The organism is Chitinibacter tainanensis DSM 15459 (assembly GCF_000429785.1).
GTDB lineage: Bacteria > Pseudomonadota > Gammaproteobacteria > Burkholderiales > Chitinibacteraceae > Chitinibacter > Chitinibacter tainanensis.
Map to the genome: position 1 here is coordinate 22482 of NZ_AUCN01000003.1, position 14298 is coordinate 36779.

The following is a 14298-nucleotide window of genomic DNA, read 5'->3' on the forward strand; positions in this document are numbered from 1 at the left end:
GCATCACATTATGCTAATGAAATGTTGCAACGTGGCTTGTGAATGGTGCCGGTTGTGTGTGGGATGGTTTGCTAGGTGGGGTACGGCTACTTGAGTGGATGTATCTTTCGCTAGGCCTTGTGTAGAAAGACCTCTAGAGCAATACGGGTGCCAATATAACCTAGTAGTAGGCAGGCAAAGCCGACTAGCGCCCAGTTGGCGGCAAAGCGTCCGCGCCAGCCGCGAAGATGATGGCCTAGCAATAAAGTTGCAAAAATGATCCACGACAGCAAGCCAAATACGGTTTTGTGATTCCAGCTAAACCATTGCCCGAGTTGCTGGCTATTCATGATGGCACCGGCAATCAGTGCTAGGGTCAGGGCGATAAAACCCGTGTTTAGCGTCGCAAAGAGTAGGCGCTCTAGTGTCAACAGTGGCGGGAGGGTGCGGGCGAGTAGTTTGCTGGTGTGATGATGCAGGGTGCTGTCGGTCATGCGCATCAATACGGCAATCCCGGCGGCGATAAAAATCAAGCTCTGCGCCAGCATCGCCAAAAAGAAGTGCGCCTGAGAGAGCAGGTTGGCTTGATAGCTGGGGGCGTGGCCTGCGGGCAGTAGTAGCGCCAACCCGATAAAGCCGGCAGCGAAAGCCATTAAGGGGGGCTCAATGCCGGCGAGCTGTAGGCGTTTTTGTCCGCTGGCATAGATGGCCAGAGCTAGCCAGGCGGTGAGTGATAATGCTTGGGCGGCCCCAAAGGTGGGGGTGGTGCCGGCAATCGCGTGCAATAAGCCTGCGCCGTGGCAAAGTAAGCCCGCGCCGAGTAAGGTCGTTGCGATTGGCGCACGCAGCAGGGCGCGGCCGGCGAGGCGTAGCTGGCAAAAATGCCAGCCGAGTAGCAGGTAAATGCAGAAAGCCAGCAGTGCAAGCAGAGTCAGCACGGCAATTAGGGTAAAATGGCAAAGAATTAAGTCTAACAGAGTGATTGCCCCTGCGGCAGTAACAGCTCAAGGAATCGTTGCATGTTTGAAAATCTGTCTGGCCGCCTTGGTAGTGTGGTGAAAACCCTGCGGGGGCATTCCCGTCTGACTGACGACAATATCAAGGATGCACTGCGCGAAGTGCGGATGGCCCTGCTGGAGGCCGATGTGGCGCTGCCAGCGGTGAAGCAATTTATCGCTGACGTCAAAGTGCGAGCTGAGGGGCGTGAGGTGGTTGGCAGCCTTACGCCGGGGCAGGCCGTCATCGGTGTGGTGTATGAAGAGCTCACCAAGCTGATGGGGGCGCAAAATGATGCATTGAATCTGGCTGCGCAGCCACCGGCCGTTATCTTGATGGCGGGTTTGCAGGGGGCGGGTAAAACCACTACCTCTGGTAAGTTGGCCAAGTTACTCAAAGAAACCCAGAAAAAGAAAGTATTGCTGGTGTCGACGGACGTCTATCGTCCGGCTGCGATCGAGCAGTTGAAAACCCTGGCGCAGCAGCTGGACGTAGAGTGGTTTCCTTCCGATGTGTCGCAAAAGCCAGTAGATATTGCGCTGGCGGCCATTGATTATGCTAAGCGCCATTTCTTTGATGTGTTGATTGTCGATACGGCCGGTCGTCTGGCGATTGATGAGGCGATGATGCTGGAAATCAAGGCTTTGCATGCCTCGGTGAAGCCAGTGGAAACCTTGTTCGTTGTTGATGCGATGCAAGGGCAGGATGCGGTGAATACCGCGCAGGCATTTAATGAAGCGCTGCCGCTCACAGGGGTAGTGCTTACCAAGATGGATGGTGATTCCCGTGGTGGTGCCGCGCTGTCGGTGCGCCATATTACTGGTAAGCCGATTAAATTCCTGGGTACGGGCGAGAAGCTGACTGGTCTGGAGCCTTTCCATCCCGATCGGATGGCCAGTCGTGTGCTGGGCATGGGCGATGTGTTGTCGCTGATCGAAGATGTGCAAGCCAGTGTTGATGAAGCCGAAGCGCTGAAAATGATGAAAAAGGTCAAGTCCGGCAAGGGCTTTGATCTGGAAGACTTCAAGGCGCAAATTCAGCAAATGAAAAAAATGGGCGGTATGTCTGCGTTGCTGGATAAGCTGCCGGGTAATCTGGCCTCGATGGCCGATAGCCAGGTGACCGATAAGGCGGTGGCGCGGATTGAAGGGATTATTAATTCAATGACGCCGCTAGAGCGGCGCAAGCCTGAGCTCCTGAAGGCGAGCCGCAAGCGGCGGATTGCTGCGGGGGCGGGGGTGTCGGTGCAGGAGGTCAATCGCCTGCTGAAGCAGTTTGAGCAAACCCAGAAGATGATGAAGCAATTCTCGGGTGGCGGCATGATGAAAATGATGCGTGGACTCAAGGGCTTGATGCCGGGGATGTAACTGTGGCGAGCCGATGGCTTGCCGTTGGATGGGCTTGCGATCTGTCGAGTAATCTGGCAAGATTGCGAGCTTATTTTTATTTATTCAATGATTGGGTTTTATTATGGTCGTGATTCGTCTTGCTCGTGGTGGCTCAAAAGATCGCCCGTTCTACAATGTTGTGGTGACTGATTCTCGCAACCGCCGCGATGGTCGTTTCATCGAGCGCGTTGGCTTCTACAATCCACAAGCTTCTGGTGCCGCTGAAGAACTGCGCTTTGTTGCTGATCGCCTGAACTACTGGCTGGGCGTGGGCGCGCAACCTACTGACACCGTAGCGCGTCTGATCAAGCAAGCTAAAGTAGCTGCCTGATTTTTCCGTGGTGAAAGATTCTAAAGCCTCGTCGATCGAGGCCCAGCAGGTGCCAGAAGATCTGGTGGTGATGGGCTACATCAGCGGGGCTTTTGGTATTCAAGGCTGGGTAAGTCTGGTGGCTGATACGCAATATGCGGATAGCTTGCTGGATTACAAAACCTGGTGGGTCGGGCGTGATGGTCGTTGGTCAGCTAAAACCGTTTTGGATGGGCATGTGCAGCCGAAAAAGCTCAATGCGCGTCTGGAGGGGGTGGCAGATCGCGATGCTGCTTTTGCACTCAAGGGGTGCGAAGTGGCAGTGCCACGCAGTGCTATGCCGGCCTTGGCTGCCGATGAGTACTACTGGGCTGATCTGGTGGGCGTGCAGGTGGTTAATCAGCAGGGCGAAAGCTTGGGCGTGATCGATCGCTTGTTCGAAACCGGAGCCAATGATGTCATCGTGGTGAAGGCGGATGGGGTTGAGCGCTTGGTTCCCTTTGTGGGGCATGTGGTGCTGAATGTCGATTTGCCGGCTAAAACCATGCTGGTTGACTGGGGGCTGGATTATTAATCCGGTGTGCGGCCATGCAATTTGACGTGGTGACGCTGTTTCCAGAGATGTTTGTGGCGATCACGGCGCACGGAGTTACCCGGCGCGCGGTTGAGCAAAATGCCATTGCGCTGCATACGTGCAATCCGCGTGATTTCACCACCGACAACTATCACCGGGTTGATGATCGCCCATTTGGTGGCGGCCCCGGGATGGTGATGCAGCCGGCGCCGCTGGATAAGGCCCTGGGGTATTGCAAGCAGCGACAGGTTCAGAGCGGCTTGCAGCCCTATACCGTCTATATGTCGCCGCAGGGCGCGCCGCTCACGCATGCAAAAGTGGCGCAGCTGGCCGAGAAATCGGCGCTGGTGCTGCTGTGTGGTCGGTATGAGGGTGTTGATGAGCGTGTTTTGCAGGCGCACGTCGACGAAGAAATTTCCGTTGGCGATTATGTGTTGTCGGGGGGGGAATTGCCCGCGATGATTCTGATCGATGCGGTGGCGCGCTTGCTGCCTGGGGTGTTAAACACCGCGGCCAGTGCGGTCGAGGATTCGTTTGTGGATGGGTTGCTGGATTGTCCGCATTACACCCGTCCTGAAGTTTATCGCGATATGGTGGTTCCGGAGGTTTTGCTTTCGGGGAATCATGCCGCAATAAGGCGCTGGCGTTTGAAGCAGTCGCTGGGGCGTACTTGGTTGCGTCGCCCGGATTTGCTGCAAGAGCGTCGGTTATCTAAAGAAGAGGCACGGCTTCTGGCTGAGTTCCAGCGTGAACAATCGGCTGTAGCGCCCGGCGCGGCGTCAGAAGGTACGGTCTCACTAGGAGAAGTAAAATGAACTTGATTCAACAACTCGAGCAAGAAGAAATCGCCCGTCTGGGTAAATCTATCCCTGAATTCGCCCCAGGTGACACCGTTGTGGTCTCTGTGAAAGTGAAAGAGGGTTCACGTGAACGTCTGCAGGCTTATGAAGGCGTGGTGATTGCTAAGCGCAATCGCGGCCTGAACAGCAACTTCATCGTGCGCAAGATTTCTTCTGGCACTGGCGTTGAGCGTACTTTCCAAACTTACTCACCACTGGTGGCTTCGATCGAAGTGAAACGCCGCGGTGACGTTCGTCGCGCCAAACTGTACTACCTCCGTGATCGTTCAGGTAAATCTGCACGTATCAAGGAAAAATTGCCTGCGCGTAAAGTGGCTGCTCCAGCTGCATAATGCCTTGGTAATTTGGCCAATAAAAAACCCCGCGCTGCGGGGTTTTTTATTGTGAGCTTTCTTGTCGTCTTGGTCTGGCTTAACTATTGCGCGCAATTGCTAGGTCGGCCAGTGCCAGCAGGGCTTCGGTGTGTGGGTTGGTGGGGAGTCGGCTCAGGCAGGCTTTTGCGCGGGCGGCTTCTTCGCTGGCGATTTGCCGGGCGTAATCCAGTGCACCTGATTGCTGTACGGCAGCTAGAATGGCGGGGAAGTGTTCACGCTTGGCGTTTTCCAGGGCGTCTTTCACTAGCGCAGCGGCGCTGCTATCGCCCTGTTGCATGATGAAAATGAGTGGCAAGGTCGGTTTGCCTTCGGCGAGATCGTCGCCCAAGGACTTGCCAATTTCTTCCTGTTTGCCGGAGTAATCGAGCACATCGTCGATAATTTGAAAGGCGGTGCCCAAGTGCATGCCGTAGCGAGCGAGTGCGTCTTCGGTGTCTGCGTCGCTGTGATTCAAGATGGCGCCCAGGCGTGCGGCTGCTTCAAAAAGCTTGGCAGTTTTGTAGCGGATGACTTTCAGGTAGTCGGCTTCATCGATGTCGATATTGCCGATATTCATGAGTTGCAGCACTTCCCCTTCGGCGATCACATTGGTCGCGTCGGCCAGTACTTCCATAATCCGCATTGAGCCGCAATTCACCATCATCTGAAAGGCGCGGCTGTACAGAAAATCGCCCACCAGCACGCTGGCGGCATTGCCAAACAGGGCATTAGCGGTGTCGCGGCCGCGGCGCAGACTGGACTCGTCCACCACGTCGTCGTGCAGCAGGGTGGCGGTGTGGATAAACTCGATCACGGCCGCCAGTTCGTGGTGGTGCCGACCTTGGTAGCCCAGAGCTTGCGCCGAAAGCAGGGTGATCATGGGGCGCAGACGTTTGCCGCCGGATGAAACAATATACTCGGCCACTTGTCGTACCAGCACGACATCGGAATAAAGACGCTCGCGGATCACCTGATCCATTTGCGCCATGTCGGCATCTACGACCGATTTGACAAACTGCATCGACACGCTGTGCTTACCCTTGGGGCTGTTGGCCTCGTGGCCGTTAATCATTGAGTCGCGTGATTTTAGCAGAGATGGGCTTCTTGCGCCCATTCTTGCCGTGGCTACGCAGGAAAAGTGTTGGGTAAGTCCTTGACTTTACATGAACATGCGCTTAGTATGCTCGATTCTCAATTTTGAGATGCCGCGCTGCGCCGATTGTGCGCTGGCGCGTTGGGTCAAACTCTTAGGAGCTTGTTATGTATGCAGTCGTAAAAACTGGTGGCAAACAATATAAAGTTGCTATCGGCGAAAAACTTAAAGTAGAACAGATTGCTGCAGACATCGACAGCCAAATCGTACTGAATGAAGTATTGATGGTGGCAGACGGTGATGCGGTTGTAATTGGCGCCCCAGTGGTTGCCGGTGCTGCCATCAAAGCAACTGTAATTTCTCAAGGTCGTGGTGAGAAGGTTCGCATTTTCAAAATGCGCCGTCGTAAACACTACATGCGTCGTGCTGGCCATCGCCAGAACTACACTGAAATTCGCATTGACGAAATCGTTAAGTAATTAAGGAGCTGAACCATGGCACATAAGAAAGCTGGTGGTAGTTCGCGTAACGGTCGCGATTCAGAAGCCAAACGCTTGGGTATCAAAGTTTACGGTGGTGAGCTGATCCCTGCGGGTTCTATCATTGTTCGTCAACGTGGTACTGAATTCCACGCGGGTGACAACGTAGGCATGGGCAAAGACCACACCCTGTTTGCAAAAGTTGACGGCTATGTACAATTTGCAGTGAAAGGCGCGCTGAAGCGTCGCACTGTAACTGTACTGCCATACACCGGCGAAGAAGCATAAGCTTTTTCCTGGTTCGCTTGGAAAGCCCTATCCTGGTGATGGGGCTTTTTTTCTTTTAGTGGGCTAGCAAGGTGATTTAACAGGTACATGCAGGGGTATGTGCTGGTGCGCGTTAAATTACTTTGTTTTTGGGGCGATACCCCGGCTTATTGAGCTGGAGAGCACATATGAAATTCATTGACGAAGCAAAAATCGAAGTCATTGGCGGCAAGGGCGGCAATGGTTCGGCCAGTATGCGCCGGGAAAAATTCGTGCCCCGCGGTGGCCCGGATGGTGGCGATGGTGGCCGGGGTGGTACGGTGTGGGCAGTGGCCGACGAAGACATCAATACCCTGGTGGATTACCGTTTTGTGCGCAAATACAAAGCCAAAGACGGTGAAAACGGCCGCGGTGCCGATTGCTATGGCAAGGGCGGTGATGACATCGAGCTGCGCATGCCGGTAGGTACCGTGCTCAGTGATGCCGAAACCGGCGAAATCGTCGCCGATCTGACCACCAATGGTCAGCGGGTGGCGGTGGCCAAGGGTGGCCAAGGTGGTTTTGGTAATCTGCATTTCAAATCCTCAACCAATCGCGCGCCGCGCCAAACGACGCCTGGCGCCGAGGGCGAACGCCGCGAGCTCAAGCTTGAATTGAAAGTGCTGGCCGATGTGGGCTTGCTGGGGATGCCGAACGCCGGTAAGTCGACCTTTATCCGCGCGGTATCAGCCGCTAAGCCGAAAGTGGCGGATTATCCGTTTACCACGCTGCACCCGAATCTTGGGGTGGTGCGTATTGATGACAATCGCAGCTTTGTGATTGCCGATATTCCCGGTCTGATTGAAGGCGCGGCCGAAGGCGCTGGCCTGGGGCATCGCTTCCTTAAACATTTGCAGCGCACTGGTATTTTGCTGCACTTGGTGGATCTGGCACCGTTTGATCCGGATACCGATCCGGTGGCTGAAGCCAATGCGATTGTCGAAGAGCTGCGCAAATACGACGAAGAGCTCTACAACAAGCCGCGCTGGTTGGTGCTCAATAAAGTCGACATGATTCCGGAAGAAGAGCGTGAAGAGCGCGTGCAGGCTTTCCTGAAAGCCTATGGCTGGGAAGATGTGCAGCGTGATGAATACGCCGCCTTCGATCCGGCACAGCCACGCTACTTCGTGATTGCCGGCCTGACGGGTGAAGGTTGTCGTGATTTGGTCTACGCCATCGCCGATTATCGCGATGCGGCGAAAAAGCTGGCCAAAGAAGAAGCCGAAGCCGCCGCGGCCCGCTTGGCAGCCGAGCAAGAAGCCTTGCTGGCGGCGCGAGCCGCTGCGCTGGCGAACGACGAGGACATCGTTTAAGCCTTATCCCGCCTCGGGCCACCGGTTGCAATGACCGGCGGGCGCGAGGCGGTTCTCTCTGGCTGCAGCCTAGCCAGCCTCCCGCTAAAGGCATTGTTTTTCACTTCGTTTGCCTTTAGTCTTGCTGATCCCTGTTTTTTGTCATCTCCATGCAAGACGAAAATCTGTTTTCCGATTTTTTCCAGCCCGGATTTGTGCCGCATGAATTGCCGCAAGTGGCCGAGCTGTTGCGCGCGCGCACCTATATTGATGCGCTAATCGCCCTGTTTCGCGGCGGGGAAGATGAAGTTTTTGTCCGCCTGATTGTCTTGCGCGAAATCGGTGCGCGAGCCGATGCGCCGCGCTGGTCGCCGCAAGATTTGCAGGCCCACTTTGCCTATATCAATCAGGTGAAGCTCGATACCGTCCTCAAACGTTTGCGCGATTACGGCCTCTTGGTTTGGGATAGCGACGAGCAAATGTACGGCATGGCTGAGGCCGGCCGGGTGGCGCTGTCTTCGCTGGGCACCATGCTGCAATTTGCCGAGGGAGACGCCGAGCTCGGTTATCTCACCTCACAGGTGGCCGCTGGGCAATCGCTGGGGCAGGTCTCCAACGAGGTACTGCTCAATCTCTTGGCGCGCTTGAACGAGCTCTATGCGGATTTCGAGGCGGCGCTTGAGTCGCAATCCGAATTCCAAATTCGCGCTGCGCGCGAAAAGCTGGAAAAAGTGTGGCAATGGGTCGAGAAAGGCACCGATGTCATTCGCGCCGTGCTCACTGACGAAACCACGGATCAGCGGGTGTATCAGGTGGCGCAATCCATCGCGCTGGCGCAAGCGCGGATGCTGCGGCTGACGTCGGTCTTCCATCGCCGTCTTTCCGAGCTAGCCTCGCAACGCGTGCATTTGGGGCAATCGGGCCTCTCTACCACCAATGTGGCCGACTGGCTGCGCCGGCAAACGCAGGCCTCGCTGGCCGAATTGGGGCGAGATCTGATTTTGTATCATCCCGAGCCGCATTTTGTGGTGTCGGACATTCTGCTCGATATTGCCGAATTTGAAATCTGCGAGCGCGAGCGGCCCGATAATAGCGTCAGCGATATGCCGCAAAGTGCCGCCGCGCAGGAAGTGGGCGCGGTGGAAGCAGAGCGCCTGCTGGCGGCTGAGGCCTTGTACGACGAGTTGAACCAGCTGGCCCAGCTTGGCGCCGGCAGCGATCTGCCCGCCGCCGTGTTGGCGCCCACGTACAACGAAACCGCTTACCGTCTCTCGCTGCTCTCGCTGCTGGGCGATGCCGAGGCGGCGCTAGAGAAGAGCGTGGTGGCCGACATTGTGAAACTGCCGCTGCGGCTAGAAGCTCACACCGAGTTGTACGAACCCGATCACCCTGAGGTGGCCAGCATCAGTGCCGGCCGCCTGCATCCACTTTGAAATAGGCTGCAAACAAGATGGATCAAGCCCTGAATATTCTGGTCGCGCGCCTATTGGCGCAGCGCTTTGTTCCCCGTAAAGACCCGCTCGCGCGGCGCGCGCTGATTGATGAAGCATTTCGTGAATCACTTGAGCATCGTCTGGCCGATTGCGGCTTGCAGCTCCTCGAAAACCCCTATGCCGAGCACATCGCCGTGGCGCTGCAGCCGCAGATGGAAGACTGGGTGTTTGGCGAAGGCGAAAATTGGCTCTCCAACAATATGGGCCTGCCGCGTGATGGCATTGCCCTGCTGGTGGTGATCTGGGCGCTGATTATTCTGCCCAAACGCGAACGCCAAATTGCCCGCGTAGAAGCCGGCAATGAAGAGCAGGGCGATCTCTTTGGCGCAGAAAAACCGATCGAGCACGGCGAGCAAGTCGCACAGGGTGTATCGGAAGACGCGCTGTACGCCGATTTTGGCAAAGTGCTGGGCGGTAAAATGCGCTTCACCACCAATCTGGGGCAGCTCTCTAAGCTGGGCTTTGTGGTGCGCCGCAACCGGATGATTTTTGAAGGCCCGCTGCTGGATTTGATGATCGACTACGCCAAACTGGCCCCGCGCATTATCAATGGGGCGCTGGCGGATATCTTGCAATTGCCCGCCGCCAAGCTGGCGGGTGAGGCGGAGGAAAACTAATGTTCCAGATCAAAACCCTGGAAATGGTGCACTGGGATTTCTGGCAGCGCATCACTGTGCCGCTGGATGCCCAGATTGTGACCATTGTTGGCCCGAATGGCTCGGGCAAAACCACGCTTTTGGACGCTTTGCGTACCATGCTGGCGCTGAAATGCTCGGGCCGGCGTGATTACAAGCGCTATGTGCGTAACAACAAGGAAAACATCGCTTGGCTGCGCGCGGTGGTGAATAACCCGAAACGCACCGGCGGTGGTTTTTTTCCGTATCTGTTTTTCCCCTTAACCAGTGAAACCGTCACGCTGTTCTGCCGGATTAAAAAGCAGGGCGGGGATTGGGTGCGCCAGTATGCAATCGCCGAGGGCGATGCGGCGCTGGATGGGCAAACCGAGCAAAATCTGCAATGGCTGGGCGTGGGTGATTATCGTCGCCGGTTGGAGCAAGCCGGCTTAACGCCAGCAATTGCCGAGGTATTGGCTCTGGAGCAAGGCGATACGGACAAGCTGTGCGAATACTCCCCCAAAGCATTGCTCGACTTGGTGTTTCAGGTTTTTGGTGACAAGGAAGTTCTTGATCATTACCAAGAAGCCAAATTGCGTTTGCGCGAAGCCGAGGGCGAGCTGGATAAAATGCAGCAGCAGCTCTCGCAGTTAGGGCTGGATGTCGAGCGTTTCCGCCTGCGTGCCAGCAGCTACCTCGAATGGTGCGCGCTGGGTACGGATACGGTACGGCTAGAGCGCGAGGTGATCCCGGCGCTGCAAGTGGCTGAAGCGCAAGATGGCCTGCGCCATGCCGTGCAGCAATATAAATTGCAGCGCCGCAATCTATGGCACAAGCGCGCGGATCTGGGGCAGCTGGATAAGCGTTTGGCCGTGGCACAAACCGCCGCCAATCAAACCCTCAGCGGCGAGCAGCAAAGCAAAACCGATTACGAAGCGCTGTTTGTGCGCTTTCAGGCGGTGCGTGATGCCGCCCGCGATACCGAGCGCATTATGCGCGAGGGCGAAAAGCTGCGCGAGTTGGCCGAGCGTGAGCATGGCGCTGACGCGATTGGGCTGAATGATCAGCTGGCTGAGCTGAAGGTTAAAGAAGCCGAGCTGAAGCTGGCGGTGAAGCAGGCGCGCGATGAGCGCCAGCAATTATCCGAAGCCCAGTTTGCCCTGCAGGCCGGTAAAGCGCCGTCGCCCGATTTTGTGCGGCAAATGCGCGCCGCGCTGGATGAGGCGGGTATTCCGCATCAGCTGCTGACCGAAATCACCGAAGTGACCGATCCGGCCTGGCAAGATGCCGTGGAGGCGCTGCTGGCGCCGTCGCGGCATTTGATTTTGCTGCAACGTGAAGCTGACAAACAGCGCGCCTGGGAAGTGGGCGAGCGGATGCGCTATCGCCACTTTATTGTGTCCGAGCGTGAACCGGCGCCACGTGCCAATTTGGGCTCGATTTTAGAAATCATCGATTTCAAAGCCAATGTGCCGCCATGGTTAAGCCGCCAGCTGAACGGCATTCAGCGCGTGAAATCGGTAGAAGCCGGTAGCCGCCTGAGCTCGGACTGGATTACCCGTGAGGGGTATTACCGTGAACGCCGTGGTGCGCGTTTCATTGGGATCGATACCCGTGAATATGCTTTTGGCGAAGCGGCACGTCATTCGCGCTTGAATGATATTGCGCTGCGCCTAAAAGCCCTGAACGATCAGGTGCTGGATCTGGAAACCGAGCTCGCCAGTGTGCAGCGCGATATCCAGGGCATCACCGTGCAGCTTATGGGCATGCAGGCGGTCTTGCAGTTGGCCAATCGGCAGGCGGAATTCGCCGCTGCTGCCGAACGCTATCCGGCCGAGCAGGCTGAAGTGCAGCGCATGGGGGCGGAGCTAGCCGCCGCGCAAGCCGCACTGGAAACATCACGCGAAAGCCGTGCCGATTTACGCTTGGCCGCGCAAAAAATCGAAATCGAGCGCGATCAATTCCGCCGCGCGGTGGATGAGCTGCAAGCGCAGCTCACGCGCCAGCGCAACGAGATCAGCCGCCAGCTTGGCGCGATTCGCGTACTAAAAGAAAAGGCCCTGCCGGCCTGGCTATTGCCGCATGTGCTCACGCAGCTGAAAGAAGAATATCGCAGCGTCACCGAGGTGAAACACATTATCGAGCGGCAGCAAGAGCAGCTCACGCAAGCGCATTGGGAGCGGGATGAAACCATCATCCAGCGCCGCGATAAGCTGGTGGCCGACTATGGTGCGCTGGAAGATGAAGCGCAGGGACATCGCCAAGAGGTGGAGCGCACGGCTGAGCTGACCGATGAAGCGCGAGCGGCCTATATCAATAAGCTACGCGCGACGATTCGCGCCTACGGCCGCAATATCAAAGGGCTGGGTGATCTGGCTGGGATTGATGTTGAGCTGGATATGCCGCATCTGGAAAACGATGACGTGGTCCTTGCGCAAGCCGGCCTCACGGCGCGGTTTAACTTTGACCAGAAAGGCATGATGGGCCTGAACGATGGTGAAGCCTCGGGTGGTCAGCAGGTGATGAAATCGCTGATTCTGCTGATTGGCCTGATGATGGATGACAATAATCCATCCGGCTTTGTCTTTATTGATGAGCCGTTTGCTCACTTGGATATTTTCAATATTGACCGGGTCGGTGGTTTCCTGAAAGCCACCCAAGCGCAATATCTGATCACCACGCCGCTGACGCACAACACCAATGTTTATGGCCCATCGGAGCTGACGCTCACCACCCGGAAAAAACGGCCCGGCGAAACTTGGGCGCCATTGATCATGCAAACCCGCCGCCGCACCGAGCAAAGCGGCGCGAATGCAGATACAGTGGTCAGCAGTCACTCTTAGGAAAACGCAGTGCTACAAATATTTCATTTTTTTGCGCCTTGTCCGCGCGGGCTGGAGCCAGTGCTGGTGCAGGAGTTGCAAGCGCTCGAGGCTAAGCAGATTAGTGCAACCGATGGCGGGGTGGCATTTAGCGGCCCATGGCCGTTGATGTACAAGGTTAACCTGCATTCGCGAGTGGCCAGCCGGGTGCTTTGGAAGCTGACCGAGCGTAGCTACCGCAACGAAGACGATCTCTATCGCCTGGCCCGCGATACCGAATGGGCCGAGCTGTTTGCGGTTGAAAACACTATCAAGGTGCAAGTGACTGCGGTGCGCTCGCCTTTGCGTAGCCTCGACTTTATTGCTCTGAAAGTGAAGGACGGTATTTGTGATCGCTTTCGCCTGAAAACTGGCAATCGTCCAAGTGTCGATACTCGTGAGCCAGATATGCGGATTCACCTTTATCTGACTCACAAAATGGCCACGCTGTATCTCGATACCTCGGGTGAAGCGCTGTTTAAGCGGGGCTATCGCGTAGAAACGGGTGACGCGCCCATTCGTGAAAATCTGGCCGCAGGCATTTTGAGCTTGAGCGGCTGGACGCCCGAGCAGCCTTTATATGATCCAATGTGTGGCTCTGGCACTTTCCTGATCGAAGCGGCAATGATTGCGCGCCGAATCGCGCCTGGCCAGCGGCGCTCGTTTGCCTTCCAGCAATTGCGCATGCACGACGATCAGTTCTGGCAGCAATTACGGGCGCAAGCCAAAGCGGCCGAATTGCAAAGCAATGCACTGATCTACGGTAGCGATGTCTCGAGCACGGTGCTCAATCATGCCAAGGCCAATATTGAAGCGGCAGGGCTGAGCGAGGCCATTCAGCTGAAACAGTTGAATGCCGCCGATGCCAAAGCGCCGGCAGCAAGCGGCGTGTGGGTGTGCAATCCGCCCTACGGTGAGCGCCTAGATGAAAAAGAGCGTCTCGCGAGTCTGTATCCGCAATGGGCGGCGACCTTAAAGCAGCGCTTTGCCGGTTGGAATGCTTATTTCCTCACCGCAGACCTCGATTTGCCGAAGTTCATGCGTTTGAAAGCCAGTAAACGGACGGTGCTGTTTAATGGGCCGCTCGAATGTCGCTTGTTTGAATACAAGATGGTGGCCGGCAGTAATCGTGACAAGACGGCTGAAGAAGCCGCAGAGTAATCCGGCTGGCGCATCAATTAGCTAAAACAGCCCCCAAACACAGCCCGCTTTAGCGGGCTGTGGTGTTTTTAGGCTGGGTTTTGGCGATGTTTGCGCTGGAGCTGCGGTATTGTTGGGCCTGGGGTTTGATAGCTCTTCTTGGTTTGGCGCGATTTTCTTTGATGTTCGGTTCTTTGCAAATCAAACGCTTATCGACTTGTTGGCGCTTTTTCGTTGGATTGGTGTTGACGTGTTTTCGATGGGTGGGTATAGTTCGGCCTCTCTGCTGATGACGCAGCGAAACAAAACGAGTTTCTCTAGTCGCCAGCCCGATCTTTAACAAATTACAGCCGATGAGTGTGAGTGCTTGATTCGTAAGTCGAAACAAGTGCTTGCACTCAGATGATAGGAAAAAAACAAGTCAGCAGGCTTTGCCTGTTAACTCGTGATTTTCTTTGAGTATTGAAGTACAAGCCAAGTAGTAAAAATAGCTTAGAGATTAAACGAAAGAGTTTGATCCTGGCTCAGATTGAACGCTGGCGGCATGCTTTACACATGCA

The 14298-nt window shown here is 55.9% G+C and carries 15 protein-coding genes; 12 read left to right on the plus strand and 3 right to left on the minus strand.

Features of this window, described 5'->3' with window-relative positions; translation table 11 throughout:
- Positions 1–110 precede the first annotated feature (110 nt).
- A complete protein-coding gene (locus tag G482_RS19325) occupies positions 111–917 on the minus strand; it encodes a cytochrome C assembly family protein (RefSeq protein ID WP_051258626.1) in 807 nt (268 codons plus the stop codon).
- Positions 918–998: 81 nt separating this feature from the next.
- On the opposite strand from G482_RS19325, the gene ffh reads away from it, so the two are divergent.
- The 5 genes from ffh (at position 999) to rplS (ending at position 4439) form a co-directional block, all read left to right on the plus strand.
- Positions 999–2342, plus strand: a complete 1344-nt coding sequence (ffh, locus tag G482_RS0100810) for a signal recognition particle protein (protein WP_028448425.1) — start codon at positions 999–1001, stop codon at positions 2340–2342.
- A gap of 103 nt (positions 2343–2445) precedes the next feature.
- Positions 2446–2694 (plus strand): 30S ribosomal protein S16, encoded by a 249-nt coding sequence (gene rpsP, locus G482_RS0100815; protein WP_028448426.1) that lies wholly within the window; start codon positions 2446–2448, stop codon positions 2692–2694.
- 7 nt (positions 2695–2701) lie between these two features.
- Positions 2702–3247, plus strand: coding sequence for a ribosome maturation factor RimM (rimM, locus tag G482_RS0100820; protein WP_245575225.1), 546 nt, complete (start codon positions 2702–2704; stop codon positions 3245–3247).
- A gap of 14 nt (positions 3248–3261) precedes the next feature.
- Positions 3262–4062, plus strand: a complete 801-nt coding sequence (gene trmD, locus G482_RS16780) for a tRNA (guanosine(37)-N1)-methyltransferase TrmD (RefSeq protein WP_034618540.1) — start codon at positions 3262–3264, stop codon at positions 4060–4062.
- The gene (gene rplS, locus G482_RS0100830) at positions 4059–4439 is read left to right on the plus strand and encodes a 50S ribosomal protein L19 (protein ID WP_028448428.1); all 381 of its coding nucleotides are present in this window, start codon (positions 4059–4061) and stop codon (positions 4437–4439) included. The genes trmD and rplS overlap by 4 nt, the downstream gene beginning before the upstream one ends.
- A gap of 79 nt (positions 4440–4518) precedes the next feature.
- Here the strand turns inward: rplS and ispB are convergent, their stop codons facing one another.
- Positions 4519–5532, minus strand: a complete 1014-nt coding sequence (ispB, locus tag G482_RS0100835; RefSeq protein WP_051258627.1) for an octaprenyl diphosphate synthase — start codon at positions 5530–5532, stop codon at positions 4519–4521.
- A gap of 188 nt (positions 5533–5720) precedes the next feature.
- On the opposite strand from ispB, the gene rplU reads away from it, so the two are divergent.
- The 7 genes from rplU (at position 5721) to G482_RS0100870 (ending at position 13759) form a co-directional block, all read left to right on the plus strand.
- Complete coding sequence (gene rplU / locus G482_RS0100840) at positions 5721–6032, plus strand: 50S ribosomal protein L21 (RefSeq protein WP_028448430.1); 312 nt, start codon at positions 5721–5723, stop codon at positions 6030–6032.
- Between the two features lie 15 nt (positions 6033–6047).
- Positions 6048–6320: a 50S ribosomal protein L27 gene (gene rpmA, locus G482_RS0100845; protein ID WP_028448431.1), complete on the plus strand. Its 273-nt coding sequence runs from the start codon at positions 6048–6050 to the stop codon at positions 6318–6320.
- Between the two features lie 167 nt (positions 6321–6487).
- Positions 6488–7651: a GTPase ObgE gene (gene obgE / locus G482_RS0100850; protein ID WP_028448432.1), complete on the plus strand. Its 1164-nt coding sequence runs from the start codon at positions 6488–6490 to the stop codon at positions 7649–7651.
- A gap of 149 nt (positions 7652–7800) precedes the next feature.
- Complete coding sequence (locus G482_RS0100855; protein WP_028448433.1) at positions 7801–9063, plus strand: hypothetical protein; 1263 nt, start codon at positions 7801–7803, stop codon at positions 9061–9063.
- 17 nt (positions 9064–9080) lie between these two features.
- The gene (locus tag G482_RS0100860) at positions 9081–9740 is read left to right on the plus strand and encodes a hypothetical protein (RefSeq protein ID WP_028448434.1); all 660 of its coding nucleotides are present in this window, start codon (positions 9081–9083) and stop codon (positions 9738–9740) included.
- Positions 9740–12580: an ATP-binding protein gene (locus tag G482_RS0100865; protein ID WP_028448435.1), complete on the plus strand. Its 2841-nt coding sequence runs from the start codon at positions 9740–9742 to the stop codon at positions 12578–12580. Before G482_RS0100860 ends, G482_RS0100865 begins: the two co-directional genes overlap by 1 nt.
- A gap of 9 nt (positions 12581–12589) precedes the next feature.
- Positions 12590–13759, plus strand: a complete 1170-nt coding sequence (locus G482_RS0100870; RefSeq protein ID WP_028448436.1) for a THUMP domain-containing class I SAM-dependent RNA methyltransferase — start codon at positions 12590–12592, stop codon at positions 13757–13759.
- A 49-nt stretch (positions 13760–13808) separates the two neighbouring features.
- Here G482_RS0100870 and G482_RS20230 read toward each other — a convergent pair whose 3' ends face one another.
- Positions 13809–14126 (minus strand): hypothetical protein, encoded by a 318-nt coding sequence (locus G482_RS20230; RefSeq protein ID WP_156905321.1) that lies wholly within the window; start codon positions 14124–14126, stop codon positions 13809–13811.
- Positions 14127–14298 lie beyond the last annotated feature (172 nt).

Coding starts and splice junctions, on each gene's coding strand:
- rpsP (WP_028448426.1), top strand. CDS start 2,446: ATGGTCGTGATTCGTCTTGCTCGTGGTGGCTCAAAAGATCGCCCGTTC.
- G482_RS0100855 (WP_028448433.1), top strand. CDS start 7,801: ATGCAAGACGAAAATCTGTTTTCCGATTTTTTCCAGCCCGGATTTGTG.
- G482_RS0100865 (WP_028448435.1), top strand. CDS start 9,740: ATGTTCCAGATCAAAACCCTGGAAATGGTGCACTGGGATTTCTGGCAG.
- rplS (WP_028448428.1), top strand. CDS start 4,059: ATGAACTTGATTCAACAACTCGAGCAAGAAGAAATCGCCCGTCTGGGT.
- obgE (WP_028448432.1), top strand. CDS start 6,488: ATGAAATTCATTGACGAAGCAAAAATCGAAGTCATTGGCGGCAAGGGC.
- G482_RS0100860 (WP_028448434.1), top strand. CDS start 9,081: ATGGATCAAGCCCTGAATATTCTGGTCGCGCGCCTATTGGCGCAGCGC.
- rpmA (WP_028448431.1), top strand. CDS start 6,048: ATGGCACATAAGAAAGCTGGTGGTAGTTCGCGTAACGGTCGCGATTCA.
- ispB (WP_051258627.1), bottom strand. CDS start 5,532: ATGATTAACGGCCACGAGGCCAACAGCCCCAAGGGTAAGCACAGCGTG.
- trmD (WP_034618540.1), top strand. CDS start 3,262: ATGCAATTTGACGTGGTGACGCTGTTTCCAGAGATGTTTGTGGCGATC.
- rplU (WP_028448430.1), top strand. CDS start 5,721: ATGTATGCAGTCGTAAAAACTGGTGGCAAACAATATAAAGTTGCTATC.
- ffh (WP_028448425.1), top strand. CDS start 999: ATGTTTGAAAATCTGTCTGGCCGCCTTGGTAGTGTGGTGAAAACCCTG.